This window comes from Kitasatospora sp. NPDC034035 (genome assembly GCF_055575755.1).
Map to the genome: position 1 here is coordinate 1 of NZ_JBVISA010000055.1, position 24,869 is coordinate 24,869.

Sequence of the window (24,869 nt, forward strand, 5' to 3'; positions counted from 1 at the left end):
GCAAATGTATGGACGAGCCACTCTCCCGCTCCTGCGCAAGCGCGTCCTACTCGCATGACGCTCCGTCACCGCATCACGAAAATCTTGACTGAACCCATCGACTGCCCGGCTTCGTCCTCGAAGACGAGCCAGGCCCCGCGGGCCGCCGCGGTGCTTTTACCCGCGGCCATGTCTCCTTCTTCCACAGCTCGACGGCCGCGTCGTCGCGCTCGATCGCCCGGCGGGCCGGCTGCTGCCAGGACCAACCGTGCCGCTTCAGCAACTGCCAGGTCCCCTCCACCGTGTAGCTCACGTGGAACAGGCGGCCGATCAACGTCTTCACCCGCGCGAGTGTCCACCGCTGGTCCGCCCACCCGTGGGCCAGCGGCTCACGCTCCAACTCCCGTTCCAGCCGGGTGATCTGGGCATCGGACAGCTTCGGACGACCGGGCGAGCCCTTCGAGGCGATTCCCGTTGCGCCGCCCTCGCGCCACTGCCGGCGCCAGCGCTCCACCGAGCGCACACTCACCCGCAGCGCGGCCGCGATGTCCCGGCTCTTCTCCCCGGTCTCGAAACGTTCCACCGCCTGATGCCGGATCCGCTCCCGCGCGGCTCTCTCCGCGTCGGTCAGACCGCCGCCCTGTGCATACCTCACAGCACATGACTACCGGGGCCAACCCTCCGCCGGCAGGCGAACGCTATTGCTTCACCCATCCGAGCGACATCACGGATTCAACTTCAGTACTTGCAGAGGGAGTGAACTGGGGTGCGCCACTCTCTGCAACGAGAGTGACGCACCCCAAGGGTCGCGCGCCGACTCTGACCGGCAGCCAGACGCTACTGGCCTGCGGTGCACATCGGGTGCACAAGACGACGAGGACGGGTGAGCGCCAGTGAGTAGTCGCGAGAGACGTTTTCCCAGGGCAGGAGGCCTATGTGGGCATTTCTTCCCAGTAGGCCCAAGGAGCCCGATTCAGAAGTCCTTGTACAGTTCGAACTTGCCAGCCATGTCAGTGACAGCCTTTCGCTCGATGGCCCCCTCGCGCCGCACCGTAAGGTCAAATCCTTTGGAGCGCCCGCTAGTTGACCCAGTCGGGTGGCGACCATTCGAGTTTCGGAGACGAGTGCTGCTTGGCCGCCGTGAGGGAGCGTGATCCCGACCTGGGCCGCAGTCGTTCCGGCAGCCTCGCGCCAGTCTCGGACATCCTCGATGCGGTCTCGCCGGACGGATCCGGCGCCTGGATTTCGCCCGAATGGCCGACGGGGGCTGGTGTGCGGGCGGCTGGGCGTGGTGGCCCGGGAGTGCTCCTTACGGCAGCCTCGTTTCACCGGCGGACCGGGGTGGTGCCGTTCATGCCGAAGCGAGCGGAGCACTGCTCGCCGGATCGGTTGTTGGCGTTCCAGACGCAGATCCACATCGTGTAGCCGATGTCCGGGACGAAGCTCGTCTTCGCGGCGCCCCAGGAGGCGCGGAAGGTGTAGGTGATGCCGTCGCTGCGGGCGAGCTCGGCGACGCAGCTTTGGTTCAGGGAGGTGTTGAGCACGCCGGCGAGCGAGCCGGAGCCGTTGTCGTCCAGCCAGGCCGAGCAGGCGGCGTCGTTGCCGAACCAACTGGTGTCCGCCTCGGAGCCCTTGACCTGTGTCGGGTCGTCGCTGCCGTTGATGCCGCTGATCGATGACGAGGTAGGGCTGGGGGCGGCCGCTGAGGGTGCGGCGGGGGCAGTGCTCGGTGGGGTGGCCGGTGGGGTGGTCGGGGGCAGGGTAGCGGGTTTGGCGGTGGAGAAGGACGAGGGCCGCAGGCTCGGGGAGGGTGTCCGCGTGGTGCCGGCCGGGGCGGTTGAAGGCGGGGGAGAGAGTTCGGCGGTGGCGGAGATCGAGGCGCTCGGGCTCGCGGAGGGCCCGTGCGTCGTCCCGGCCGCGGGTTCGACGGTGACCGGCGCGCCGCTGGACCCTTGCGCGTTGTGGTTCTGCGGGGAGGTGGTCGGGCTGAGGACGAACACCGCGACCGCGCCGAGGGCGGTCGCCGCGGCGATCGGTAACAGCAACAGGTGCTTGCGCGGGCGGTGAGGTGATGCGAGGGGTGCGGTCCCGACATCGGGCTTCGGGTCCGTGCTCGATTCCGGTGGCGGGACGGTCTCCAGCTTGCCGACCGGCGTTTCGGCGAAGGCACGTCGCGAGTCGATGCGTGACATGACCTCGGGCGGCCAGGACGGGGGAGGGGCGAGCCGGTGCGTGTGGGTCGCCAGGACGATCTCGTCGGCGGTGGGGCGTGCTCCGGGGTCGGTGGCGAGACAGGGCTCGAGGAGGGCGGCGAGGTCGGCGTCCACGGCGCGCAGCGGCTCCACGTCGGGGACGGCGCCGGGCGTGCGACCCGAGGCGGCGTAGAGCAGGAGCGCCGCGAGCGAGTAGACGTCCGCGGGCGCTGCCACGTCCTCGTCCCCGGCCTGCTGTTCCGGTGCCGAGAAGCCCTGCGTTCCGTAGCCGCCACCGCTCCTGGTGAGCCTCGCCTGGTCCGCGGCGCGCGCGATGCCGAAGTCGATCAGCTTCACGCCGTCGCGCACCAGCATGACGTTGGCGGGCTTGATGTCGCGGTGCGCGATCTCGGACGCGTGTACGGCCCGCAGTTGAGCGGCTGTCTCGGCCAGCAGCAGCCACAGCGCCTCGGCGGGCAGCGGGCCGTGCAGCCGGACCGCGTCGTCCACCGTGAGCCCGGGGACGTACTCGGTGGCGAACCATGGGCGTTCCGGAGTGGCGTCGCTCGCCAGCACCCGCGGTCCGACTCCGAACGGCACACGGTAGAGGATGCCGACCTCTCGTTCGAAGCGCTCACTGGAGACCAGCCGCGGCCGGACGAGCTTGACAGCGGCGTAGCCCCTGTCCGAGACCCCGAGGTAGACCTCGCCCATGCCGCCGGTGCCGAGCAGGCCGACGATGCTGAAGCTGCCGATCTCCTGCGGATCGCCCGGACCGAGTGGTTCGGCGACCATGCTGTCGATCGCAGCAGCTCGCCGGCTGATCGTGCTCACGGCGGGCAGGCTATCGAGCAAGCCCACTCAGGGCAAACAGAGTTGGCGGTTCCGCAAGCTCGGCACACCGCATGCCCGCAGGAGGACTGGTCCTCTCGGTGCGCTCGTACACTGGCGCGAGCCGAGGCGGAGGTATGTGAGATGGCGTACGGAAACTTCCCACCCCAGATGCTGCCGCCGGGCAGTCCTTCCGACAGGGTGCCCTCGGCGCCACCCGGGACGATCTTCGTGCTCGGTCCGGAGGGTGGGTACGCCGTGCCGCCGCGCCGGTACACCTTGCTGTTCGGGCGCGACCGCGAGGACGTGCACGTACCGGTCGGTGTCGACGACCCGACCGTCAGCCGTCGGCACGGCGTCTTCACCTGCGCCGGCACGGACGGCGACTGGTGGCTGGTCAACACCGGCAATCTGCCGGTCGAGTTGCCCGACGGCGTGCTGATGCTCACCGGCCACAAGCGGATCATCGGGCCCGGGTACACCCCGCTGGTGATCAACTCGTCCAAGCGGCGGTCCCACCTGGTGGAGGTCCGCGTCGTGGACGGGGATGACCGGCACCCCCGCTCCACGAGCAGGGCGGAGACCGCGACCCCCGACACGGCCTACGCGCTCTCCCCGCAGGAGCGGCTGGTGCTCACCGCGCTCGCCCGGCGTTACCTGGAGGGCCAGGACGCCTTCCCGCTCCCGTTGGCCTGGGAGGAGACCGCCCGGCTGGTCAACGCCTCGCCCCACGTGACCAAGTTCTGGACCCACAAGTCGGTCGCCAACACGGTCGAGGACGTGCGCGAACGGCTGCGCCGGCGGGGCGTGCGCGGACTGACGCGCGACGAGGTCGGCGAGCCGGTCGGCTCGACGCTCAGCGTCAACCTGATCAGGGAACTGCTGAAGACGGCGACGCTGAACGCCCAGGACTTGGAGTTGCTGGCCGATCGGGGCTGACGCGTTTCTCAGTCCTCCGCCTCGGGCGCGGCTTCGGCGTTGTGGTTGTAGGTGACGTGCATGGTGCCGTGTTCCACGGCGAAGACGGCTGCCTGGTCCTCGGCCGAGTTCTGCTGGCGCGGTTGGGGCTGCGGCTGCTCGGGGTGATGCGTGGTCGTGTTCGTCACGTGGTTGCTGTCGCCCACGATGAAGGTGCCGGAGACATCTCCGGCGTGGATGTCGCCGGGGGTGGATTCCGTAGGCATGGTCGGCCTTTCCTGGTCGGTCTTGTGGCGGATTACCAGGCTGTGCAGTGGATTACCAGGCTGTGCCAGGCCGAGTTGTACGCCGAAGCCTGGCTGGCCGTGTTGTAACTGGTACTGGTCTTGTTCCGAAGCGAGCGGAACTGGCTCTCCTCCTGCTGGCGAGCGGTCAGAATGCCCTTGAGGTCGGATACCACGGATCCGTCCCGCGCTTGCGACAGGGCTCCCCGCAACGTGGACTCGCTGGCGCGCAGGTCTTTGAGGATGATGTCGATGCGGGATTTCATCGTGCTGTCGTCGGGAACGGTGGAGGTCCGTCGCGAGTTGTACGCCGCTACGGCGTTGTTGTACGAGTCGATGGCGCTGTTCACGGTGGGCAGGTCGGCGTTGTACTGCTGGGACTCCTGCCCCAATTCCCGTACCACCGTTGCGCACACAGGATCGACGGGGGCCGGCGTTACCAACGGGGCCGGGGCCGGCGGCTTGGGGGTATAGACCGGCGGGGCCGGCGGCTTGGGGGTGTAGACCGGCGGGGCCGGGGCCGGTGGGTTGGGGGAGCGGATCGGCCGAGTCGGGACCGGCAGGTTGGTGGCGTTGGCCGTTGTGGTCCGGTCCGACTGGTTCTGGGCGTAGACCATGGCGCCCACGCCGAGTACGGCTGAGGCGCCGACCACACAGGCGACGACGAGGGCTGCTCCGCCCTTGGCGCCCGCGGCACCGGTGGTGGCGAGCGCCGTGTGACCTGTACTGGTTGTGGTCGGGGTGCTGCTCGCGGCGTGCGTCGAGTGGGTGGCGGAGCTGTGCGCACCCGAGAGGTCGATCTTCTGCGGCACTGCGTGCGAGGGAGCATGCGCGCCGGCCACGTGGCCGGCGGGCGGGGGCTGTTGGGCGGACTGGGACAGGTCGATCACCTGCGGTGTACCCGGCGGGTGTACGGGCGCCGGAGCAGTGGGGGTGGGGACCGGTTGGGTGATCGTCGGGGGGCTGACCACCGGATGAGTGACCGTCGGCGGGGTGGCCATGGCCGGTGTCGGCGTGACCGGCGTGACCGGTGCAACTGGGGCGATCGGCGTCATCGGGGTGACCGGCACGACCGGCGCGAGAGGCGCGATCGGCGGCACCGCGGTGATCGCCGTCGTGGCGGCCTGGTGGGCCACCGAGTGCGCTTGCAGGGCGGCGAGTTCCTGCCAGAGCACCCCCGCCTCCAACACCAGGGCCGTCGTCAGTGCCGCCCGGCCGATCGCCTTGCGGCGGGTGCGCGCCTCCCCCAGGAAGAACTCCTCGCCCGCGCGGTCTCCCGCGCTCTTCGCGGCGGCCCAGCCGGCTCCGAGGAGGCTGCCCCACGCGTCGAACTGCCGGGAGAGCGCCAGTTTCGGCGAGGCGGCACGGGCCAACTCCACGCCGAGCTGCGCCTGTCCGCTCCGCTCCGCGCCCAGCACCGCGACGTCCAGGGCCTGGAAGTGGGCCGCGACCTCGTCCGGGGTGGTCTCCCGCGACTCGACCCACGCGGTGAGCGCCCGGCAGAGCGGCGCGGCGGGGAACTGCGTCATCCGGCTCTTGAGCACGCACTCGGCGACGTCCGGCGGACACCCGTAGCCGGTTTCCGAGGCGACCAGCAGGCCGTGCCGCACCAGGCCGCCGGCGAGCGCATCGGTGTCCGTGCGGCCGAGCAGGGTGTTGAGCTGCCGGGCCGCCAACTCGGCGCCCGACAGCGAGCCGAGCAGGTGCAGCAGGTCGCGCTCCTCCGGCCGGAGCCTGTTGAGCAGCGCGGGAAGCAGCGCGGGGAGATCGGCGATGCCCGGCAGGCCCTTGCCGGTCGCGGCCGACAGGGCGATGCGCCGCAGTCGGAGCGGATTGCCGTGCAGGGCGTCGCACAGCGCCGTCACGGTCCGTGCTTCGTCGGGCTGCAGCGCGCGGGCCAGGACCGTCTGCACCAGGACCACCCCTGCCGGGGCCGTCAGTCCGTCGAGTCGGATCGTGTGTACGCCGGCGACCGACGACCGGCGCTGCGAGGTGAAGACGAACGTGGAGTGCTCGGCCAGGTCGAAGAGCCGGTGCAGGTCCTTCTCGTCGAGTCCCGCGTCGTCCAGGTAGATCCGCAGCCGCAGGGTCTTCAGGTGCTCCTTCAGTACCTCCAGCGACGGCTTGTAGTTCGGCGCGTCGAAGCTGATGTCGAAGATCGCCTGCGCGAGGTCGTCGGCCGTCCGTCCGCCGGCCTCGATGTAGGCCGCGCCCTCGGGCCCGCGCGGCAAGGTGCGGGCGAGGTGGCGCAGCAGCGCGCTCTTGCCGACCCCGGAGGCGCCCCAGATCTGCACCAACTGGCGTGCCCCGATGGCCTGTTGCAGTGCCTGGAGCTCCCGCTCCCGGCCGATCAGCGGATCGGCGGCGGAGCGCGGCAGGTGGGAGATCGGCTGACGCTTGACCGGGTTCGGCGGCGGCCCCGCGTTCACGGTGATGGCCGAACCGTGTCCGGTGGTGATGTTCAGGTTGGTCACGGTGTTCCGGTTGCCGACGATCATCGTTCCGGACACGTCGCCCGCCCGGATTCGCGCGGAACCGCCCGGAGCATCGTTGTTCTCTGGCATCTGTTTCTCCGGTCCTCTCCAACGCTCGGGTCCCGGCACTCGGTCATGCTGGCGCCGACCCGTCGTCGGAACCCGGCGCTTTTACCTGTTTGGTGAGATCGCCCGTGAACCGGCCGGTTCGGCCGCGGCGGCGATCCGGGCGAGGTGGTCCAGGTCGAGGATCGTGATCCTGCAGTAGCCCGTGACGACCGCGCCCGACTCCCGCAAGGCCCGCAGGGCCTTGTGGATCGACGACTCCGCGGCGCCGACCAGCGTGGCCATCTCCGGCTGCGACAGCGGGAGATGGGCTTCGTTGCGGCCGGGGCGCCCGTAGGTGACGGCAAGGTGGTGCAGGATCCTGGCCAGCCGCCCGAGCACGTCGCAACCGGTGAAGTCGACGATCCGGCCGGTCGCCGTGCGCAGCTTGGCCACCACGCTCGCGTTGAGTGCGAGCCCGATGGCGGGGTGCTGCTTCGTGCACGCCAGCAGTTCGGAGGGCAGGATGTAGCGGGCCAGCACCCGGCCGCAGGCGGTCACGGTGCCGATGCGCGGCTGACCGTCGATCCCGGCGAGCTCCCCGACGAGGTCCCCGGCCATCCGCACGGCCAGCAGCGCCTCCCGACCGTCCTGTGCGTGCGCGGTGACCTTCACCGTGCCGCCGATCAGGAGCAGCGCGAAGTCCGAGGTGTCGGCCTCGCGGATGGTGATCTGACCGGCCGGGTAGACCACGCCGTGGCCGAGCCCCAGCAGGACTCGGCGATCGGCCTCGCCGACCCGGCCGAGCAGCCCGGTCGGCGGCCAGTAGGCCCCGGCCCCGCGCATCCGTGTGTTGCTCATCGGTCACTCCTCCTCCTCGTCCGGCCGAAGCCGGACAAGCCGTATTAGTAGCCGGTTTACCCGGGGACCCCTCCCCTACGATCTCGTTAACCATCGTGTCGGCACCGGGAATTCGGTGCCGACGGCAGATCGATCTCCGAACTGCCGGCCCCCGTCGTGATCGCGGAGGGAATGTGAATCCGAGGTACGAGTACCGAGCTCTGCTGGCGTGCGACATCGCGGGTTCCGCGGGCCGCGGTCAGCAGCGGCTGCAGGAGATCCGCGGTGTGCTGCGGTCCGCGCTGTTCGGCGCACTCGGCGTCGCGGAGCTGGACCGGCGGGACTTCGCGTACGTGGACACCGGCGACGGCTGCCGGCTCGTCGCCCCGGCCGGGTTGCCCAAGGCCGGACTGCTGGTCCCGCTGCTGCCGGAGCTGGGCTCGCGGATCCGCGAGCACAACCGGCACGCCGGCCCGGACACCCGGCTGCGGGTACGGGCCGCCGCGCACGCGGGGGAGGTCCGGCTCGATCCGGACGGCACCGTCTCCGGCACCCCGTTCGAGACCCTCGCCCGGTTGCTCGACTCGCCCCCGCTGCGGCGTACGGCCCTGGCCGGTCCGGACGGCGCCCCGGTGGCCGCGATGCTTTCGCAGCACTACTACGAGGAGACGGTCGGGCACGGCTACGAGGGGCTCGAAGCCGGCGCCTTCACCGCGGCCGAGGTCCGGGTCAAGGAGTTCGCCGCACGGGCCTGGCTCTGGTACCCGGGCAGCCCGGTCGGGCCGCATGGCGGTCCCGGCCCGGAATCCGGCTCCCGCGAGCGGCCTGCGGAAGCCGAGCCGCGGACCGTGGAGCAACTCGTCCAAGCCACGGGGAACGGCACGGTCTTCGCCGTCGGCCGAGGTCGCCAGCACATCCGCTACAACGAACGGGGCTGAAGCGCCGATGAACCAGGAACTCGCCGAGCTGGCCGCGAGCGGAGCCACCGCTCTGGTGTCCGCGATGGGCACCGATCTGTGGAACGAGGCGAAGCGACTGATGAGCGGCGTCATCGCCCAGGCCCACGGCAGCCGCCGCAGGGAACTGTCCGTCGCGCTGGAGCGGGGGTCGACCGCCACGAGGGGAGCGGTCGACGCCGCGGCCGTGGACTTCTGGACCGAGGCCCTGTTCCAGTTGCTCGACCGGAACCCGGCTCTCGCCCAGGACGTCATAGCGCTGGCGACGCTGCGGACCGCGCAACGGCCGGACGTCGTGGTCCAGGTCAACTCCGCCACCGGTTCCGGTGAGGTGTTCGCGGTGCAGCACGGTGACCAGCACTTCTCCTCCGGGCCGAGGTCCCGCGATCGTGAGGAACGGCCGTGAGCGGGGGCGACGGCCGGCGGGACGGCCTGACGGACGGCTGGGTGCGGGCGGGGCTGCTCGCAGCCGTCGTCCTCGGGGCCTTCGCCGAGGTCGGTACGCCGCACCGGCACTACGGCTGGCTGGTGGACGCGTTCGCCCTCGCGGCGGTGGGTGTCGTCGGCGCGGCGGCCGCCCTGGGGTCCGAGGCCGCCGCGGCGCCCGCCCGGCAGCGGGACCGGCCCGAACGGGAGCCCCGGCCCGACGCGACGGCGCCGGTCTGCCGCTTTGTCGCGGCACCGGCGGTGTCGACGGCGCAGCCCGGCAGGCCCCGGCCGTTCCTGCGCGAGAGGCCGACCGACCTGAGCGTGCCCCGCTTCGGCGAAGGCGCGCGGGCACAGGGCTACCCCTGGCTGCTGCCGGAGCGCACGGTGCAGAACGGCATCGCCGCCGACGAGGCCACGGTCGGTGCCCTCACCATCCGCGCCGCCTCCGTCGTCGGGCCCGGCCACCGCTGCGGCCAGCCCGCCGAGCCGCGACAGGACTCCTACCGGATCGGGCGGAGCCCGGACAGCCGGTACGCGATCGTGGCCGTGGCCGACGGCCTGTCCAGCGCGGCCTGGTCCGACGTCGGGGCCACCGCGGCCTCCAGCCAGGCCGTCACCCTGCTGCGCGAGCAGATCGAGACGGTCGGCTTCGACCGGCTCGACGTCAAGGCGCTGTACGGGCGGATCGCGGAATCGATCGCCGCGCACGCGGCCGGACGCGGCGTCGGCACCTCGCACCTGGCCACCGTGCTGATCACCGCGGTGATCGCCGAGCCGGACGCGAACGGCGTGGCGCGGGCCTGGGTCGGGTGGCTCGGTGACAGTTCGGCCTGGACACTCGACCCGCGCGTCCCGCGGTGGCAGTTCTCCGCCGGCGAAGCCAAGGACCGCGCGGCCGCGGTGGTCTCGAACGAGGTCGCCGGCCGACTGCCGGACACGCCGCACCTGGCCGTGGACGGTCACGTCACCCTGGCGGCCGGTGCCGCCCTCGCCCTGGTCACGGACGGGATCGGCGACGCGTGGGCGGACCAGGCGGGCAACGTCAACGAGTACTTCGCGAACGCCTGGCGCTCGCCGGTCCCGGCCACCCGGTTCACCGCTGACGTCGGCTTCGACGCACCGCAGTGCCTCGACGACCGCACCGCCGTCGTGGTGTGGAACGGCAGCGGGACATGACCGACTCCGATCCCGTCGCCGGCGACGGCGCCCCGGCGGTGGACCCGCGGGGCTGGGCGTTGCCGAGGACCGTGGGCCTCGGCGATCTCGGACCGCTCGCCGAGCCGATCTCCGAGCACAACGGCCAGGCCGTCGCCGTGCGGCCGCTGACGGGCCATCCGGGCTGGTTGGCCAAGCTCTACCGGCCCGGCCTGCACCAGGAGGACGGACACCGGATCGACCTGCTGATCTCGGCTCCGGACACGCTGCCGGAGGCGGCGCGGGCGACCCTGTACGCCGGGACGTGCTGGCCCGCGGCCCGGATCCACGAGCCCGGCAACCCGGCCGTCGGGTGCGTGATCCCGATGGCGCCCGAGCAGTACCGCTCCGAGCTGCGGCGCGGCAAGTTCAGCGAGCGCCGGTTCCTGGAGATCGACTGGCTGGCGAAGTCCGACGAGTCGATCCGGGGCGTCGGCCTGCCGTGCCCCGGCTTCGAGGGCCGACTGGCTGCCTGCCGCCAACTGACGGAGCTCGCCGCGATCCTGGAGGGCCTGGGCCTGGTCTACTCGGACTGGTCGTTCTCCAACGCCTTCTGGAGCCCGGAGGGGCGTTCCGTCTACCTGATCGACGTCGACGGCTGCCAGCCGAAGAAGATGCCGGACATCCACCAGCCGAACTGGGCCGACCCGCTCACGCCGCCGGGCTCCGACGCGGACCAGTACACCGACCGCTACCGGCTCGCCCTGCTCGTCGCCAAGTGCCTGACCGGCCGGCGCGACGCGAGCACCTTCCACGGCGTCGCCGCGTCCCACTGGCTGAACCAGCCCGCCGTCTCCGAGGTCCTGCTGGACATGCTGCTCGCGACCGACCGGGAGCGACGGCCCGCGGCCGCCCAGTTGAACCAGGCGCTGAACAACGGGCCCTACCTCAGGGCCGTGCCGCGTCCGACCCGTACGCCGCTGCCCGAACTGCCCCCGAAGCAGCCGACGGTGATGCCTCCGCAGCCCGCGCCGCACGCGACCTCGGAGTCCCCCACCGTCACCCGCAGCAGCACGGTCGAGGAGAAGCAGAAGCCCGAGACCGGCCGGTCCACCAAGTGGATCTGGGTGCTCGCCCTCGTCGTGATCCTGGTCATCATCATCGCCTCCAACCACTAGCTCAGAGGTGCACACAATGTCACTCTGCCTGCCCACCTACGTGGTGATCGACGCCTCCTCGTCGATGAAGCCGCACGAGGCAGTGCTCAACGCGACCCTCTCGCGTCTGCACTACAACCTGGCGACGAATCCGCGCGTCTCGGAGTTCGCCAGGGTCAGCGTGGTCGCCTTCTCCACCGACGTGCACGTGGTGATCCCGATGTCGGACATGGAGCAGGTCCCGAGCATGCCCGAAGTGATCTGCGGCGGGGGCACCGAGTACGGCAAGGCCTTCGACCAGTTGCGGCAGAGCATCGAACAGGACGTCAGCAGCCTGCGGGCGCAGCAGTACAGCGTGCTGCGGCCGGCGATCTTCTTCCTGACCGACGGCGCTCCGACCGACGCGAGGTGGCGGGACTCCTTCCGCACGCTGGTGGACCGGAACTGGCCGCGCCACCCGCACGTGATCGCCTACGGCTTCGGCGCCGCCAGGCGCGACGTGCTGAAGGAGGTGGCGACCAAGGCGCTGTTCATCGCCGACGGTTCGGACACCGAGTCGGCGCTGAGCGGGGCGATCACCGGCCTGCTCAACACCCTGATCGCCTCCTCGCAAACCGGTCAGATGCACATCGCCACCGACGTCAAGGGCTTCGAGTACGTCCAGGTCGCCCAGGAATACGTGGACTGAGCGTGGACACCGACCCGCGTACCACGGCGCCCCGGGCGCTGCGGGCCTCCGCCGGGCTGTCCGTGCTGGCCGCGGTGCTGCTCGCCTGCGGCGGCGTGGTCGAGGTGGCGGGCAATCTCCGCGGCCCCTCGACGAACGGGGGCGGAGGCGGCTCGCACCCGGCGACGCCGGTGCCGGTACAACCGACCCCGACCCCTGACGTCTCCTCTCCCGCCGCGGCGCCGTCGCCGAGTTGCTCGCCCTCGGCCTCACCCACCCAGCTGCCCGAGCCTACGATCACCGCCACCACACCGGTGTCTCCTTCGGAGCATCATCCCGGGAGAGGGGCATCCCGGACGAGGACTCCTGTGACGAGGGGTGCTGCTCCGTAGCCGCGATACCGGCGGGGTCGCGGAGGGGCCGAGCCGCCCGGTCAGCCGGCGCGGTGCAGGTCGCATTGCTGGTGGATCGCGGCGGGGGCGTCGCTGCTGACCAGGCCGATGCGGGGCGGCGGGCCGGTGGTGGGGGCGTCCTCGGCGGTGCAGACCAGCTGCTGGATCGCGGCGGTGGTCAGCGAGGCGGCGGACCAGGACAGGCGCAGGGTGACCGTACCGGGGGTGGCGGTGGCCTGGACGTCCCCGCCCGACGGCAGGTCGCTGTAGAGACCGGCCTGCCGTTCGGCCCGGTCGGGTCCCGCGAGCAGGGTGTCGAGCGCCTGCTGAAGGCCTTCGCGCTCGGTGCCGGAGCGGAGCCCGGTCGCCGGCGGGCCGGACTTCACGGGCCCGGCGGCGGGGATCGAGCAGCCGGCCGTGAGCAGGAGCAGCGCCGCCGCGGCGGCGCTGCTCCTGCGGTGGCGGGTGGTCATGGCCCCTCCGTGGCGGTGCCCAGCGGCAGCAGCAGGGTGAACACCGCTCCGCCGTCGGGGGAGTTGGCGGCCTCGATCAGGCCGCCGTGCAGCCGGGCGTTCTCCTGGGCGATGGCCAGCCCGAGTCCGCTGCCCTCGGAGCGGGTGCGGGCCCTGTCGGCCTTGTAGAACCGGTCGAACAGGTGGGGCAGTTCGGCGGCCGGGATGCCCGGGCCGCGGTCGGTGACGGTGAGCAGCAGGTCCCCGTCCTCGCCGTGCCCGCGGGTGGTGAGGGTGAGGCGTACGGGCGGGTGGCCGTGGCGCAGGGCGTTGCCGACGAGGTTGGCGACGATGACGTCGAAGCGGCGCGGGTCGAGGCGGGCGGGCAGGGCGGTGGGCAGGTGGAAGTCCACCTGGCCGCCCCAGCCGCGCAGGTCGAGCGTGGCGCGTACGGCGGCCGCGACGTCGACGTCCTCGGTGCGCAGCGGGGCGGCGCCGGCGTCGATGCGGGAGATCTCGATCAGGTCGTTGACCAAGCGGGTGAGCCTGATGGTCTCGGCGCTGATCAGGCGCAGGGCGGTGGCGGTGTCGGCGGGCAGCTGTTCGGCGTCCTCGTCGAGGATGTCGGTGACGGCGAGCATGGCGGCCAGCGGGGTGCGCAGTTCGTGGGAGACGTCGGCGGCGAAGCGCTGGGCCTGGCCCTCGACGGCGCGCAGTTCCTCGATGGTGCCCTGCAGGGTGCGTGCGGTGTGGTTGAAGGTCTTGGACAGCTGGGCGAGTTCGTCGTGTCCGGTGGCGTCGAGGCGGGTGTCCAGGCGTCCCTGGGCGAGGGCGCGGGCGGCGTGGCCGAGCGCCTGGACGGGCTGCAGGACCTGGCGTGCGGCCAGCAGGGCGAGTCCGGCGGCGAGGAAGGCGGCGAACGCGCCGGCTCCGGCGGCCGCGGCCAGCAGCGCGCCGGCGGCGTCCTGTTCGCGGTCCAGGGGGAGGAGGGCGTACTCGGTGAGCCCGGACGGGCCGCCTGGGGCGGCGGTGGTGCCGGCGGCGTAGCTGACCGGGACGCCGGTGGCGAGCCAGGGGTGGCCGTCGGCGGTGAAGCGCTGGAAGGCGCTGTGGCCGGCGTCGACGGTGGACTGCAGGGCGGTGGGGACGGCGACGGGCTGGGTCCACTCGGAGTGGTCGGTGCCGTACCGGGCGAGGACCCGCCAGTCACGGAAGCCGCCGGTGCCGGACAACTGGCCTGCCAGTCGGTCGAGTTCGCCTTGGGTCGGGGGGGACGGCAGGGCCGGTGCGAGGACGTTGACGCGGCGGCGCAGCTCGTCCGCGGTGGTGTCCTGGGTCAGGTCCAGGGTGGAGTTGGTGGCGGCCCGGTAGGTGAGCGCGGCGGTGGCCAGTGCGCTGAGGGCGGCGACGGCCACGAACGCGGCCAGCATCCGGGGCCGCAGGCCTGCGGCGGCCCGGCGCAGCCGCACCAGTCGGCCGGCCGGTGCGGCGTGCGGCGGCCCCGGTGAAGCCGGTGGATCCCCTGGCTCCGGCGGCTCTGGCGGCTCCGGCGTGCTCAGAGGACGTTAAGTCCCTTTACTTATGACTGGGGATCGCTCGTTCGTGTGATCGTTCGATGAACTGACGTCGCTCCCATAACCGGCGGCCCGGCCGAGGACGGCGACGTCCAGGCCTCGCGAGCGCCGCCACCCCCAGTCGCTGCCACCGCCCGAGCCGCCGAGGCCGCCCCTCCTCAAAAGCATCGACCTGGTCGGCCGTCATCGCACTCCCCCGGTATCTCTTGCTTTCTGGCCCCGCCCAACCGTAGTCGGCCGCCTGAACGCGCAAGAGCGCAGCCCGACCGCCATCACTCACGAGGCTGCTCTCGAAGCCAGCTGACGCCTTGGTGCCCCGCGCTCGCGGGTACCGTCCGGGTAGGGAATCCGGTCCCGGCGAAGCCAGCGGTGAGCACAGAACCCACGAGAACCTGGCCCGGCTGCGTCGGCAGGCCGGGCTCACCCTGGCCGAGTTGGCCGCCAGGTCAAGGGTCGGGCTGCCGCTCTTGGAGGTAGCCGGATGTGGAAGCGATGATGCTCGCGTGACGACGCATCTGACGCTGTTCGCGGACTACCACCAGATCCACGTCACGGATGAGGCATTCGACGGAGATCTGGGCGAGGCCTGGACTACGGAGGCCTGGGTCGACGGGATCGCCGTCCCTGGTGACGCTCTGGCGATCGGTGCTGAGGACAACCTCGACGTTTGCGTCGATGTGGAGATCCTCGGCGCCGAGCCGACCGATGACGCCCTCGCCTTCGACCACGTTGTGGAGGCGAGCCTGTCGATATCGTCCGGGAGCATCGTCGTGAAGGGGTGTACCGACTACCTCCCCGATGCCGCGCGATTCGAAGTCCCTGCCGGGCCGATCCGCGTCAGGGCATCCCGCTCGTACCTGGACACGCCCGACTGCACCGACGGCGCGGACGCCACCGAGCTCGTTCGACTGCAACTCTGGCCCGCCCCGCTGGCCGGCCCCCGCGTGGTCAAACGGCGCGCTACTCCCCAGCCGTAGCAATGGCTGGCCGGCTGGCCCAGACCGTCCACATGCCCGCTGCGCGCAGCCAGTGAGCCTTTCAGCGTTGCAGCTCCAGGGCGAGAACTGCTTTGGCTGCTGACGTCAGCCAGCTCGGGCTGCATCGTGCGTGGCGGAGGAATCGCCAGCGTTTGAGTGTGGCGATGCCGCGTTCGACGGCGTAGTGGAGTCGCGCGTGGGCTCGGTTCAGCGATTCCTGGCCGATGCTGAGTTCCTTGCGGGGCGGGCGCCTGGTGGGGACCGCGACCGTGCTACCGGCGCCGGTACTCGGCCGTCACCGACCGGGCCGCATTCGGCGAGGGTACCGTCGACCAGGATGTACTCCGGGTCGGCCTCACGCAGAACCTGGGTCAGACCGGGGCCAATCGGGGGAGCAGGTCGGTGACCTGGTGGACGTAAGCGTAGGCGGTGCCGACGCTGACTTGGCTGCTGTCGGGGGCTCCTGGGAGATCACGTCGACCAGTGGGCGTCGTCGATGTCCGGTCGAAGGGTCTCGGTGGGCCTGGCGAAGTCCGGGGCGTACTCGACGCCGTCGCTGCGGATGGAGAGGGTGAAGGTGAGCATCTGGTCGGGTCCCGGCACGAGGCTGACGTAGACGCTGACTCCCCCGGAGGCTTCGGCGTTGAAGTTGTAGTCCGTGCCCTTCTCCGGCTCGCTGGGGGTCCAGATCGGCTTGACCTGGTTGTAGCCGTGCAGCCGCCATTGGTTCTCGATGCCGTTCTTCAGTTCCAAGCGGTGGGACGCGCTGATCCTGGTTCGGGCGGTGAGCTGGCGGTCGACGAAAGACAACCTGCTCGGCTCGCCGTTCGGACGCTGATGGTGCTGCTGAACGGTGTAGCCCGCGTCACTCAGTACCAGGCCGGGAGCCAGGCCGCCGATCGTGTCCTGGACGGCTTGCTCGCTGTGGTGACGGAACTCGTCCGCGGTGAAGCGAACGTGTTCGGGCCGAGGAGCGGACGGGTGCGCTTCGTCGTAGGCGATCCACCACCACACGCCGATGTTGAACACGAGAAAGGCCCCGACCAGGCCGACGAGACCCACCACGGCTCCAAGGCAGCCCTTCGCCAACCCCTTGTCGAACACTTCGCCCCCTCTGTTCTGCTCCGTCCCATCACCGTAGGCGTGCGGCTCGGACCGGGGCTTGAGTACGCGTACTCAAGCGCAGGTCCGAACCCGGCTGGGTAGCCCGTGACCGCACCGGCATCCTGAGGTGAAGGTGGGGTGGTGGTCCGCGGGGCCCGGCCGTGCGGGAGGCCAGCCGCGGTATGGGGGAGGTTGCGGCGGCTCTGTTTGGTGGCCCTGACTGCGGTGGGGTCGCGGTATCGGGAGGACCCTGGGTGTGGCGGCGGGTAGGGCTGCAACCTGGGAGTTTGGCCGCGAACATGGCGTGTGGAGGACGTGGCCCGGCGTGTCAGAGGCGGCGCAGGACCGCGACAACCTTGCCCAGGATGGTCGCGTTGTCGCCGGTGATCGGCTCGTACGCCGGGTTGTGTGGCATCAGCCAGATCCGGCCGTCCGCACGTCTGAACCGTTTCACGGTGGCTCGCCGTCGATCATCGCCGCCACGATGTCCCCGTTCTCCGCGACCGCTTGGCGGCGAACAGTAACGTAGTCGCCGTCGAGCAGGCCGGCGTCCACCATGGAGTCCCCTGTCACGGTGAGGGCGAAGAGCTCGCCTTCACCGACGATCCGCCGGGGCAGCTCGAAGTAGTCTTCGGCACTCTGATCGGCCAGGACCGGCTGGTTCGCACCGCCCGTGCAGGTCCACTGCCGTACCGGCGCGCCGTCGTCGGTGCGCCAGTCCGCGACCTCCAGACACTTGCCGGTGGACTTGACCTGCAGCTGCTTGGCGACCCCGGCCGTGTCCATCGGCTTGTAGATCATCCCGTCGCCGGCCGCGGCCGGCGAAGCGGTGAGCAGACCGCCACCCAGGACGATGGCGAGCGCACCGGCGACCGCGCCGACACGGCGCTTGACTGCGGTGTTGTGGGAGTGGTGCTGGAACGTCTACGACGCCGAGGTGTACGGCAGCTACCGCGTGCTGCGCGGCGGCGGCTGGTTCGACGAGCGCTGGAGCTGCCGCGCCTCCGTCCGCCGACGCAGCCACCCCACCCTGCGGATCGACGACGTCGGCTTCCGGCTCGCCCGCTCAACTGCCCTCTCAAGGGCGCCGCACGTGCCGAAGGCGGCTGACGGGGGAAGCGAAGGTCTCGTCAGGCGGACCGCGGTCGACCTGCTGCGTGGCGGGGACGCGTAGGGCGTGACGAAGAACCGGCCCCACCGCGCGTGCGGTGGGGCCGGTCTGTGGGGTGTGCCGCGTCAGCCCTTCTTGGAGATGAAGTTGTACGCGGAGGCGGCCACGTCGTCGAGGTACGGGCCGGCGGACATCTGCTTCGGTTGGTCGGGGGAGATGAGGGAGACGTCGCTGACCAGGACGGGCTTGCCGTCCTTGATGACCGTCCACCCGCCGCCGCTGGAGCCGCCCGTCATGGTGCAGCCGATGACGAGCATCGGCGGCAGGGCCACGTCGAAGGACATGCGGACCGGCTTGTCGTCGGCGCACTGCTCCATCTCCCGGCCGTCGAACGGCGGGTTGGACGGGTAGCCGTGGGCGGTGACGACCAGCTGGTCGCGAGGAGCGTTGAACCAGACTGGCACCGCGCCACCGACCGCCTCCTCCAGGGACTTCCCGGTGTCGTTCTCGGGCTTGACCCGGACGATCGCGAAGTCGGCCTGGGAGGCCCTGTTGCCGGCCCCGGTGCTGCCTTCGGACGCCCAGATCGGGGACGTGACGTAGTTCACCGCGTCCCACACGCCGTACGGTGCGACCTGCGACGCCTCCGCGTTCTTGCCGTTGCTGAAGGCCCCGCTGGTGTTGAAGCCGGGGAAGAAGGTGATGTTGCCGAAGCTCGATCCGCCCTTGCCCTGGTGGACGCAGTGGGCGGCGGTCCACACCAGGTTGCTCTTGCCGGGGTGGACCGGGTCGACGACCACGGTCCCGGAGCAGGAGTGCGAGAACGACTCGCCGGGCTTGGGCTTCGCTTCGCCGGGGCTCGTGTAGAGGAACTTCCCGTTGACGGCCGTGTTCTTGGCGTACGGGTGCGGCACGGGCTGCGCGTTGCGGGTGCCGGGCCGCGGGTCGTTGCCGTTGTCGTTCGGGGCCTGGGTGGGTGCGGCCGGGGCGTTCGTCGGCTTGGGCGCCGGGGGCTGGGCGGGCTGGTTCTGGGTGGTGGTCGGCTGCGGGGCCGGAGCCTGGGTGGGCTGGCCGGTCGGCTGCGGGGCCGGAGCCTGGGTGGGCTGGCCGGTCGGCTGCGGGGCCGGAGCCTGGGTGGGCTGGCCGGTCGGCTGTGGGGCCGGAGCCTGGGTGGGCTGGCCGGTCGGCTGCTGCTCGGGCGGCGCGACGGGATCCATCGGCTTGGCCTCGAGGATCTTCTCCAGGGTCCAGTAGCCCTTGGTGGCGGCCGGGAGGGCGTAGTCCTTGGCCCACTTCTCCCAGTCGTCGAAGCTCCACTTCTTGAGGTCCGCGAGGTTGGCGGGCAGACCCAGGTTCGCCGCGTTCTTCGTGGCCGGGGTGTCGTCCGGACTGTTGTCCGGCCCGCAGGCGGAGGTGGCGAGCAGAGTGAGGGCGAGCGCGGACGCGCCGACGGCGGCCCGGACGGTGTGCTTGGCCCTACGAGTTGATGACATGAACGTTCGATTCCCCCTGTTACTGGCCCGACGTCGGAATACGGCGACGCCGGGGTTCTGCGCCCAGGAGTATGTCACCACTCGTCAGAACGCCTGTTCCCACCTCCCGCCTGGATCACAGGATCAACACAACTGCCCGACGGTGCGGTGGGGAGTGCCCCGGGCGGCCCGGGGAACCGGAACGCGGCGCCCGGCGTTCGCGATCACATGGGCGAAGAACACGTGTGCTACGCGAAGCCTTCGACCTGCCTTTTCGCAGGTCAAGTGCGGTTTGCTCGTCGGTGACGTGCGCGGGCGTCCGTGGTTGTGCGGGGTTGTTGCCGTCGCTACTGCCGTCAGACGGTTCAGCCCAGGTGCGGCTTCTCGCGCTGTTCCAGGAAGTGCTGAAGCCTGAGTCGTTGGGTGTGGTGCATCGGCAACTGCTCGATCTCATGCGGCGGCACGAACCGGAGTTCGGTGGACTCGTCGGAGATCTCCAGCCGGCCGCTGGTGATGCGGGCGGTGAAGCAGACGTTGAACTGTCGGCGGACCTCGCCGTCGGTGTAGGCGATGATGTGCTTCGGGTCGGTGTAGGTGCCGACCAGGCCGGTGATCTGTACGTCAAGGCCGGTCTCTTCCTTGACCTCGCGGACGGGCATTGTCACGTTGGCTGGCGGGGATGGGATGATCTTGGGGTTGGTCATGCTGGGAGGGGATCGCTCGTGTCGACTACGCCGCCGTCGTACAAGGTCACCGGTACCCGGTGGAGGTCATCGCGCACTGTGTGTGGCTGTACTTCCGGTTCCCGCTCAGCTTCCGCGAGGTGGAGGAGCTGATGCTCGAGCGCGGCCTGATCCTCTCCTACGAGACGGTCCGCCGGTGGTGCCTGAAGTTCGGTCAGGACTACGCCAACGCCCTGCGGCACCGACGCCCGCGCGCCGGCGACAAGTGGCATCTGGACGAGGTCTTCATCAAGATCAACGGTGAGCGGCGGTACCTGTGGCGCGCGGGCGACGCCGACGGCAACGTCCTGGACATTCTTGTGCAGAACTGGCGCGACACCGCTGCGGCCAGGCGTTTCTTCCGGAAGCTGATGAAGGCCACCCGGTCGGTGCCGAGGGTGGTGGTCACCGACAAGCTCCGCTCCTACGGCGCCGCCCACCGTGAGGTGATGCCCTCGGTGGAGCCCCGCTCGCACAAGGGCCTGAACAATCGGGCCGAGAACTCCCACCAGCCCACCCGGCAACTCGAACGCGCCATGAAGGGCTTCCGCTCTGTCGGCGGAGCCCAACGGTTCCTGGCCGCGTTCAGCGGCATCTCGCCCCACTTCAGGCCCCGACGCCACCTAATGACCGGCACCGAATACCGCACCGAGATGACCATCCGCTTCGCGATCTGGGACCACATCACCGGCGCCACCGGCCTGACCACAGCAGCCTGACCCAAGACTGACACCCGAGCCCACCATGCCCTGACACTCCGTCCGACATCCATACCCTCGGCAACATGACAGTGCCGCTGTCGCTGCTGATCACTGCCGGGCACCGGCACGACAGCCCACAGTTCCAGCCCGTCCTCGAACGCATCCGCGTTCCCCGCACCGGGCCAGGGCGGCCACGCACCAAACCGGACAAGGTTCGTGCCGACAAAGCCTACGGCTCTCGCGCCAACCGCTCCTACCTGCGCAGACGCCGGATCGAGTGCACCATCCCGGAGAAGGCCGACCAAGTCCGCAACCGGAAGAAGCTCGGCTCCCGAGGCGGTCGGCCGCCGGCCTTCGACAAGGAGGACTACAAGGAGCGCCACGCTGTGGAGTGCGGGATCAATCGCCTGAAGCGCCATCGGGCGGTCGCCACGAGATACGACAAGTTGGCGGTGCGCTACGAAGCGACAGTGCTGATCGCAGCCATCAACGAGTGGCTGTGACCAGCACTTTCGCAACAGGCCCTAGCCGTTCATCGCGGCGATCAACCACTGGGCCAAGGTGATGCCCTGTGGCCAACAATGTCCCTCTGCGTTGGACCACCTCGCACCGTTCGGGTCCCCGGAAATCGATCACCGACCACGTCGTGCAGCCCCAGTCGTAGAGGGGAACCACTCCGGCGGGCACTCCTCGGCGTGGTGACAACGGGCCGCGACGCTCCAGGAACATTCCCGCCCGCAGCCCGCTGCCAGTGCCGCTACACCTCGGAGCGGTTGTCGGCATTCCAGCCGCAGTCAACGCCGCGCCCCGACGGATCCGGGTGGGCGCCTCCCCAATTGGTGTCCGTCACGCCCCACGTCGAGTCCGTTCGGTATCCCCAGATGGTGTCGCCCGGCACCGCACCCCAGACCGAGTTCTTACGCGAACGAGCTGCCATGACGACCTCCCAGGTGGAACACGTGATCGGGCGCACCGCTCTAGGTCGGCAGGTCCCGCACGTCACCACCTGAGGCAGAGAAAGCGGAGCAGAACCGTCCGCAGGCCGGAGGATGTATGCCCGCGCACGAGATCGGTCCGACCCCCTGGTCCGTCCGAAGCCTGGCCGCCGTAGTAGCTGTCCTCACGACCACCGATGACTGGTTGCTCCTACGGTGTGCCCGGCTTGGCGTCGAGATTCAGCAGGAGGTGGTCGAAGAGGGCCGCGGGCGTCCCGGGACTGGCCGCTCGGAGAAGGAAAATCGGTCCGGTCGCTCGGTCCATCCCCATCGGGTCTGGGACGCGTGCCAGCCACCGTCACCTCTGGGAGTCAATCTGATCTCACTTGCTCCGTACCCCACACTCATGACGTCGCCGTCGACCTCGACCAGCTGGCAGTCCATAGCCTTGAGCCACTCCTGGACGACGCCGGTGAACCACTCCTCGCCCGGCGCCTCGAAGTTGCGCAGCAGCGCCGGGTCGGCGGTCGTCACGGGCCCGCCGCGGAAGACCCGGTTCAGGTGGGCCACGTTGATGATGTCGTGTCGCGTCACGAGCCGACTGTGCCACTGAGCCGGTCCACGGCGGGTCAGCCGCGCGCAACTCCACGTCCGCCCGGGCGATTGGCGTGCTGATCACACATGACGGACGGTTCACGTCCGCTTAGCCGCTTAGCCGCTAAGCCCGGGGTTGAGTGTGTGGCGGACCTCCCCGGTAGATTGAACGTTGCGGCGGCGTCGGGGGCCCAGCCCGGAGCAGCCCGTGCGACAAGGTGCGGGTCGGCTGGCGTCGGGCCGCTGCCCGCCCGGTCCGGGCGCTGTCGGCCCCCGGACCTGCAACGGCGAGCTGATGGACGCGTTTCCTGGGAAAGGGAACCGTCGGCCCCCCGCGCCTGAACGCAGGTACGCGTCGTCGTCCAGACCGGCAGTGTCCGCATGCGATGTCTCGCCTGTTGGTGAAAGTCCGAACCGTGCTCAGGCCCGTCCGGCGGCGGCCAGCGCTTCCCGCAGGTGGAGGCTGAGGAGGGCGCCCTCGTCGCCGTCGACGTCCACGGAGGCGCGTAGCTCAGGCAGGTGGCTTTCCAGGCCGGCCAGCAACTGGTCGAGGGCGGGCGCGCTCCAGGCGCGGGCGTCGGGGACCGAGGTGTCGTCCTCGTCCTGTTCCTCCCACGGCCGTTCCACGGCGATCCAGCCTGTCGCCGGGCTGTAGACCACGCCCTGGCAGTAGGACATGCCGGTGTCCTCGTCGAAGACGGTGCGCAGGAAGTAGTGCACCGTCACGGTGCCGGCCCGCAGTGCCTCCACCTGTGCGGGGGTGACCTGCGAGGAGGTGTCGAGGTGCTCCTGGAGCTCGTAGGCAGCGAACTGCCCGAGGTCCGGGTCTCCGCCACCGGGTGCGAGCAGCCAGCGCTCCATGTCCCAGCCCCCGAGCTCGGGGTGCAGACGGTGAAACCCCTCGTCCACGACGGGGCTGCCCGCCTCGGCCGGACCAGGAGTGACGGCCCTCGGCGCCCGTCGTGGGTGGTGCTTCTTGTGGCGTCCCATCAGCCCCTGTCCTCCTCGAAGTCGCCCTCCGACCGTGCAGTTCACGGCCTTCGCGCGGCGCCCACATCGTAGGGCCGCGCCAGCGACCCCCATTTCGAGTCGGTCACTTTCTGAAATCGCAAGCAAGCCGTCCGTGCACACCGCTACCCTCGCGTCGACGACCGCGATCGTCCCGAAGCGGAGGAGGGAACACGGTGCAATCGGTCACCGCACGGTTCACCCAGCTGCAACACCACGTCGCCCAGCGACGCGGTGCCGTCGAGGCAGCTGAGCCCGCCAGCCCAGGCTTCGACGAGACGCTGGCGGCCCTGCTGACCGCCACCGATGCCCTCCTCGACCACACCGGCCGGATCCCGAACTACGGGAAGCCCCCGCACGCCGGACCACCGAGCTCACGGTGCTATGGGGCTCACGCGGCCACACCGCCCTCACCGGCCTCACCGCAGCCGTGGTGATCCCCGGCTGGATCGCCTGGGGCTGGCCGATCCTGCTGCTCCCCCTGCTGCTGGCGGGCCTGACAGCGGGGTGGAAGGTACAACCGGTACGGGCCGGCCGCCCGCACCGGGGCCGCCGCGCGAGCGCGGTCCTGGCCGCGGTGAGCGCGCTGCTGCTGAGCGCGGTGGTCGACATGCTGGCCATGACCGGCACCGTGTCGTGCGTGGACGCGGCCGGCGCGCCCTCGGCCACCGGCACCTTCGAGCGGACGGTCACCATGCCGGCCGCCGAGTGCACGGGCGACGAACACGGCGACACCTCGACCACGACCGTCCACTGGCTCGACGGGACCGTCTCCACCTTCCGGTTCGACAAGATCGACGTCGTCAAGGTGAACGGTACGGCCTCACTGGTCGTCACCCGCGGCGTCACCCCCGACAGCGCACGCTTCGCCGGCGACACCGTCAACGCCGTGGGCACCAGCACCGGCACCGGCTGCGGCACCCTCGCCGGTGAGACCGCCGTCGACTCCACCCTCGTGCTCCGCCTCACCCAGTGACCGGCCCGGCGACCGCCACCCGCCCCGCCCGCACCCGAAGGAAGACCGGCATGCCGCTCCCCTCGACCCAGCCCCACCCGGCCCCGGCCGACCCCACCACCCCGAAGGCCCGCATCTACGCCATGCTGGACACCGACGGAGACGGAGTCGCCTCCCGCCACGACTACTTCGTCCGCATCGAACGAACCCGGCGGGCAACCGGACGCGACGACGACGATCCCCTGGTCATCGCCGCGCGCACCACGGGCGAACGCGCCTGGGCCGCGATGGACGCCAACGGCGACGGCCTGATGACCTACCCGGAGTACGAGGCCTGGGTGGACGCCGAGAAGTTCGACACCGTCTGCCAGTACGCCCTGGGCGCCCTGTTCGACCTCGCCGACGCCGACCAGGACGGCGCCCTGGACCGGACGCAGTTCACCACGCTGCGCCAGGCCCTCGGCAACCGGGCCGACAACGCCGACGCCGCTTTCGACGCACTGGACGGCGACGGCGACGGACGCGTCGGCCGCCAGGAGTACCTGGCCTCGATCCGCGCGTACGTCACCGGCGACGGCTCCCCCACGGGCGATGCCCTGTACTGACCCGCTCCCGCACCGCCCTCGCTCCCGCCTGGGCGGTCACCGGCTCTCACCGGTGTGCCGACGACGACGCCGGCTCCTCGTGCACCAGACCCAGCACCTCCAGGAGGAGCCGGCAGTTCTCCGGGCCGAGCGCGCGGGCGGCTATCTCCCTGCGCGCCCGGCGTCGCACCGCTTCCGGCACCTCTCCGCCCGCCGGTTCGAGAACCTCGCCCACGGACGCCGGATCCCAGTTCGCATGAACCACCACATCACCCCTTCGCATGCGGATGAACCGTCCAGGCTACTGCGCCGGCACTGAGCACCGGAAGGGCGACGAGCGCCCCGGCCAGGGGTGTCACAAGCCCAGGACTGGACAGGCGCA

Annotated in this window: 21 protein-coding genes and 7 pseudogenes; 12 read left to right on the forward strand and 16 right to left on the reverse strand. The window is 70.8% G+C overall.

The window, feature by feature from the left end; all coding sequences use genetic code 11:
- Window positions 1-95: 95 nt before the first annotated feature.
- Together ACZ52J_RS40440 and ACZ52J_RS40445 are read right to left on the reverse strand one after the other, a co-directional pair.
- A pseudogene (locus ACZ52J_RS40440) lies at window positions 96-634 on the reverse strand (winged helix-turn-helix domain-containing protein); the annotation flags it as partial.
- A 670-nt stretch (window positions 635-1,304) separates the two neighbouring features.
- The gene (locus ACZ52J_RS40445; protein ID WP_465626185.1) at window positions 1,305-3,005 is read right to left on the reverse strand and encodes a serine/threonine-protein kinase; all 1,701 of its coding nucleotides are present in this window, start codon (window positions 3,003-3,005) and stop codon (window positions 1,305-1,307) included.
- A gap of 141 nt (window positions 3,006-3,146) precedes the next feature.
- Here ACZ52J_RS40445 and ACZ52J_RS40450 point away from each other — a divergent pair, with 141 nt between their 5' ends.
- Complete coding sequence (locus tag ACZ52J_RS40450; protein WP_465626187.1) at window positions 3,147-3,941, forward strand: FHA domain-containing protein; 795 nt, start codon at window positions 3,147-3,149, stop codon at window positions 3,939-3,941.
- Between the two features lie 8 nt (window positions 3,942-3,949).
- Here ACZ52J_RS40450 and ACZ52J_RS40455 read toward each other — a convergent pair whose 3' ends face one another.
- The 3 genes from ACZ52J_RS40455 to ACZ52J_RS40465 all read right to left on the reverse strand — a co-directional run bounded on the left by ACZ52J_RS40455 (window position 3,950) and on the right by ACZ52J_RS40465 (window position 7,584).
- Window positions 3,950-4,186, reverse strand: a complete 237-nt coding sequence (locus tag ACZ52J_RS40455; protein WP_465626189.1) for a hypothetical protein — start codon at window positions 4,184-4,186, stop codon at window positions 3,950-3,952.
- Between the two features lie 32 nt (window positions 4,187-4,218).
- The gene (locus ACZ52J_RS40460; protein ID WP_465626191.1) at window positions 4,219-6,768 is read right to left on the reverse strand and encodes an ATP-binding protein; all 2,550 of its coding nucleotides are present in this window, start codon (window positions 6,766-6,768) and stop codon (window positions 4,219-4,221) included.
- 81 nt (window positions 6,769-6,849) lie between these two features.
- The gene (locus ACZ52J_RS40465) at window positions 6,850-7,584 is read right to left on the reverse strand and encodes a Crp/Fnr family transcriptional regulator (protein ID WP_465626193.1); all 735 of its coding nucleotides are present in this window, start codon (window positions 7,582-7,584) and stop codon (window positions 6,850-6,852) included.
- A 173-nt stretch (window positions 7,585-7,757) separates the two neighbouring features.
- On the opposite strand from ACZ52J_RS40465, the gene ACZ52J_RS40470 reads away from it, so the two are divergent.
- Genes ACZ52J_RS40470 through ACZ52J_RS40490 form a run of 5 tightly spaced genes read left to right on the forward strand, consistent with a single transcriptional unit; the run spans window position 7,758 to window position 11,927 of the window.
- Window positions 7,758-8,501: a hypothetical protein gene (locus ACZ52J_RS40470; protein WP_465626195.1), complete on the forward strand. Its 744-nt coding sequence runs from the start codon at window positions 7,758-7,760 to the stop codon at window positions 8,499-8,501.
- Between the two features lie 7 nt (window positions 8,502-8,508).
- On the forward strand, window positions 8,509-8,925 hold the full coding sequence (locus tag ACZ52J_RS40475; protein WP_465626197.1) for a hypothetical protein: 417 nt from the start codon (window positions 8,509-8,511) through the stop codon (window positions 8,923-8,925).
- Window positions 8,922-10,124 carry a protein phosphatase 2C domain-containing protein gene (locus tag ACZ52J_RS40480; RefSeq protein WP_465626199.1) on the forward strand — a complete coding sequence of 401 codons (1,203 nt, stop codon included), beginning with the start codon at window positions 8,922-8,924 and terminating at the stop codon, window positions 10,122-10,124. The genes ACZ52J_RS40475 and ACZ52J_RS40480 overlap by 4 nt, the downstream gene beginning before the upstream one ends.
- Entirely contained in the window at window positions 10,121-11,260 is a 1,140-nt protein-coding gene (locus tag ACZ52J_RS40485) for a hypothetical protein (RefSeq protein ID WP_465626201.1), read from the forward strand. Before ACZ52J_RS40480 ends, ACZ52J_RS40485 begins: the two co-directional genes overlap by 4 nt.
- 16 nt (window positions 11,261-11,276) lie before the next feature.
- Window positions 11,277-11,927 carry a vWA domain-containing protein gene (locus ACZ52J_RS40490; protein ID WP_400675424.1) on the forward strand — a complete coding sequence of 217 codons (651 nt, stop codon included), beginning with the start codon at window positions 11,277-11,279 and terminating at the stop codon, window positions 11,925-11,927.
- A gap of 412 nt (window positions 11,928-12,339) precedes the next feature.
- Here ACZ52J_RS40490 and ACZ52J_RS40495 read toward each other — a convergent pair whose 3' ends face one another.
- Together ACZ52J_RS40495 and ACZ52J_RS40500 are read right to left on the reverse strand one after the other, a co-directional pair.
- The gene (locus ACZ52J_RS40495) at window positions 12,340-12,771 is read right to left on the reverse strand and encodes a GerMN domain-containing protein (protein WP_465626203.1); all 432 of its coding nucleotides are present in this window, start codon (window positions 12,769-12,771) and stop codon (window positions 12,340-12,342) included.
- Entirely contained in the window at window positions 12,768-14,219 is a 1,452-nt protein-coding gene (locus tag ACZ52J_RS40500; RefSeq protein ID WP_465626205.1) for a sensor histidine kinase, read from the reverse strand. The genes ACZ52J_RS40495 and ACZ52J_RS40500 overlap by 4 nt, the downstream gene beginning before the upstream one ends.
- A 608-nt stretch (window positions 14,220-14,827) precedes the next feature.
- Here ACZ52J_RS40500 and ACZ52J_RS40505 point away from each other — a divergent pair.
- The gene (locus ACZ52J_RS40505; RefSeq protein WP_465626207.1) at window positions 14,828-15,301 is read left to right on the forward strand and encodes a hypothetical protein; all 474 of its coding nucleotides are present in this window, start codon (window positions 14,828-14,830) and stop codon (window positions 15,299-15,301) included.
- Window positions 15,302-15,362: 61 nt separating this feature from the next.
- Here the strand turns inward: ACZ52J_RS40505 and ACZ52J_RS40510 are convergent.
- From ACZ52J_RS40510 to ACZ52J_RS40525, 4 genes and pseudogenes are all read right to left on the reverse strand, one after another.
- Window positions 15,363-15,557, reverse strand: a pseudogene (locus ACZ52J_RS40510) (transposase family protein); the annotation flags it as partial.
- A gap of 215 nt (window positions 15,558-15,772) precedes the next feature.
- Window positions 15,773-16,405, reverse strand: coding sequence for a hypothetical protein (locus ACZ52J_RS40515; RefSeq protein WP_465626209.1), 633 nt, complete (start codon window positions 16,403-16,405; stop codon window positions 15,773-15,775).
- A gap of 328 nt (window positions 16,406-16,733) precedes the next feature.
- Window positions 16,734-17,071 (reverse strand): annotated as a pseudogene (gene lexA, locus ACZ52J_RS40520) (transcriptional repressor LexA); the annotation flags it as partial.
- Window positions 17,072-17,080: 9 nt separating this feature from the next.
- A pseudogene (locus ACZ52J_RS40525) lies at window positions 17,081-17,206 on the reverse strand (hypothetical protein); the annotation flags it as partial.
- Window positions 17,207-17,306: 100 nt separating this feature from the next.
- On the opposite strand from ACZ52J_RS40525, the pseudogene ACZ52J_RS40530 reads away from it, so the two are divergent.
- A pseudogene (locus tag ACZ52J_RS40530) lies at window positions 17,307-17,474 on the forward strand (SUMF1/EgtB/PvdO family nonheme iron enzyme); the annotation flags it as partial.
- Between the two features lie 167 nt (window positions 17,475-17,641).
- Here ACZ52J_RS40530 and ACZ52J_RS40535 read toward each other — a convergent pair.
- Both ACZ52J_RS40535 and ACZ52J_RS40540 read right to left on the reverse strand, forming a co-directional pair.
- Entirely contained in the window at window positions 17,642-19,009 is a 1,368-nt protein-coding gene (locus tag ACZ52J_RS40535; RefSeq protein WP_465626211.1) for a trypsin-like serine peptidase, read from the reverse strand.
- A 344-nt stretch (window positions 19,010-19,353) separates the two neighbouring features.
- Window positions 19,354-19,641 (reverse strand): annotated as a pseudogene (locus ACZ52J_RS40540) (NUDIX hydrolase); the annotation flags it as partial.
- Window positions 19,642-19,703: 62 nt separating this feature from the next.
- Here ACZ52J_RS40540 and ACZ52J_RS40545 point away from each other — a divergent pair.
- Entirely contained in the window at window positions 19,704-20,429 is a 726-nt protein-coding gene (locus tag ACZ52J_RS40545; RefSeq protein ID WP_465626241.1) for an IS6 family transposase, read from the forward strand.
- Between the two features lie 74 nt (window positions 20,430-20,503).
- A pseudogene (locus ACZ52J_RS40550) lies at window positions 20,504-20,914 on the forward strand (transposase); the annotation flags it as partial.
- Between the two features lie 672 nt (window positions 20,915-21,586).
- Here ACZ52J_RS40550 and ACZ52J_RS40555 read toward each other — a convergent pair.
- Window positions 21,587-21,940, reverse strand: coding sequence for a hypothetical protein (locus tag ACZ52J_RS40555; protein ID WP_465626213.1), 354 nt, complete (start codon window positions 21,938-21,940; stop codon window positions 21,587-21,589).
- A 420-nt stretch (window positions 21,941-22,360) separates the two neighbouring features.
- Window positions 22,361-22,930 (reverse strand): hypothetical protein, encoded by a 570-nt coding sequence (locus ACZ52J_RS40560; protein WP_465626215.1) that lies wholly within the window; start codon window positions 22,928-22,930, stop codon window positions 22,361-22,363.
- A 397-nt stretch (window positions 22,931-23,327) separates the two neighbouring features.
- Here ACZ52J_RS40560 and ACZ52J_RS40565 point away from each other — a divergent pair, with 397 nt between their 5' ends.
- Both ACZ52J_RS40565 and ACZ52J_RS40570 read left to right on the forward strand, forming a co-directional pair.
- Complete coding sequence (locus ACZ52J_RS40565) at window positions 23,328-23,924, forward strand: hypothetical protein (RefSeq protein WP_465626217.1); 597 nt, start codon at window positions 23,328-23,330, stop codon at window positions 23,922-23,924.
- A gap of 50 nt (window positions 23,925-23,974) precedes the next feature.
- Window positions 23,975-24,508: an EF-hand domain-containing protein gene (locus tag ACZ52J_RS40570; RefSeq protein WP_465626219.1), complete on the forward strand. Its 534-nt coding sequence runs from the start codon at window positions 23,975-23,977 to the stop codon at window positions 24,506-24,508.
- A 46-nt stretch (window positions 24,509-24,554) separates the two neighbouring features.
- On the opposite strand, the gene ACZ52J_RS40575 is transcribed toward ACZ52J_RS40570, so the two are convergent.
- Window positions 24,555-24,722: a hypothetical protein gene (locus ACZ52J_RS40575; protein WP_465626221.1), complete on the reverse strand. Its 168-nt coding sequence runs from the start codon at window positions 24,720-24,722 to the stop codon at window positions 24,555-24,557.
- Window positions 24,723-24,869: the final 147 nt, after the last annotated feature.

Excerpts from the sequence above, each read along its gene's own strand:
- ACZ52J_RS40535 (WP_465626211.1), bottom strand. The coding sequence starts at position 19,009 with ATGTCATCAACTCGTAGGGCCAAGCACACCGTCCGGGCCGCCGTCGGC.
- ACZ52J_RS40485 (WP_465626201.1), top strand. The coding sequence starts at position 10,121 with ATGACCGACTCCGATCCCGTCGCCGGCGACGGCGCCCCGGCGGTGGAC.
- ACZ52J_RS40475 (WP_465626197.1), top strand. The coding sequence starts at position 8,509 with ATGAACCAGGAACTCGCCGAGCTGGCCGCGAGCGGAGCCACCGCTCTG.
- ACZ52J_RS40570 (WP_465626219.1), top strand. The coding sequence starts at position 23,975 with ATGCCGCTCCCCTCGACCCAGCCCCACCCGGCCCCGGCCGACCCCACC.
- ACZ52J_RS40450 (WP_465626187.1), top strand. The coding sequence starts at position 3,147 with ATGGCGTACGGAAACTTCCCACCCCAGATGCTGCCGCCGGGCAGTCCT.
- ACZ52J_RS40495 (WP_465626203.1), bottom strand. The coding sequence starts at position 12,771 with ATGACCACCCGCCACCGCAGGAGCAGCGCCGCCGCGGCGGCGCTGCTC.
- ACZ52J_RS40465 (WP_465626193.1), bottom strand. The coding sequence starts at position 7,584 with ATGAGCAACACACGGATGCGCGGGGCCGGGGCCTACTGGCCGCCGACC.
- ACZ52J_RS40560 (WP_465626215.1), bottom strand. The coding sequence starts at position 22,930 with ATGGGACGCCACAAGAAGCACCACCCACGACGGGCGCCGAGGGCCGTC.
- ACZ52J_RS40460 (WP_465626191.1), bottom strand. The coding sequence starts at position 6,768 with ATGCCAGAGAACAACGATGCTCCGGGCGGTTCCGCGCGAATCCGGGCG.
- ACZ52J_RS40490 (WP_400675424.1), top strand. The coding sequence starts at position 11,277 with ATGTCACTCTGCCTGCCCACCTACGTGGTGATCGACGCCTCCTCGTCG.
- ACZ52J_RS40455 (WP_465626189.1), bottom strand. The coding sequence starts at position 4,186 with ATGCCTACGGAATCCACCCCCGGCGACATCCACGCCGGAGATGTCTCC.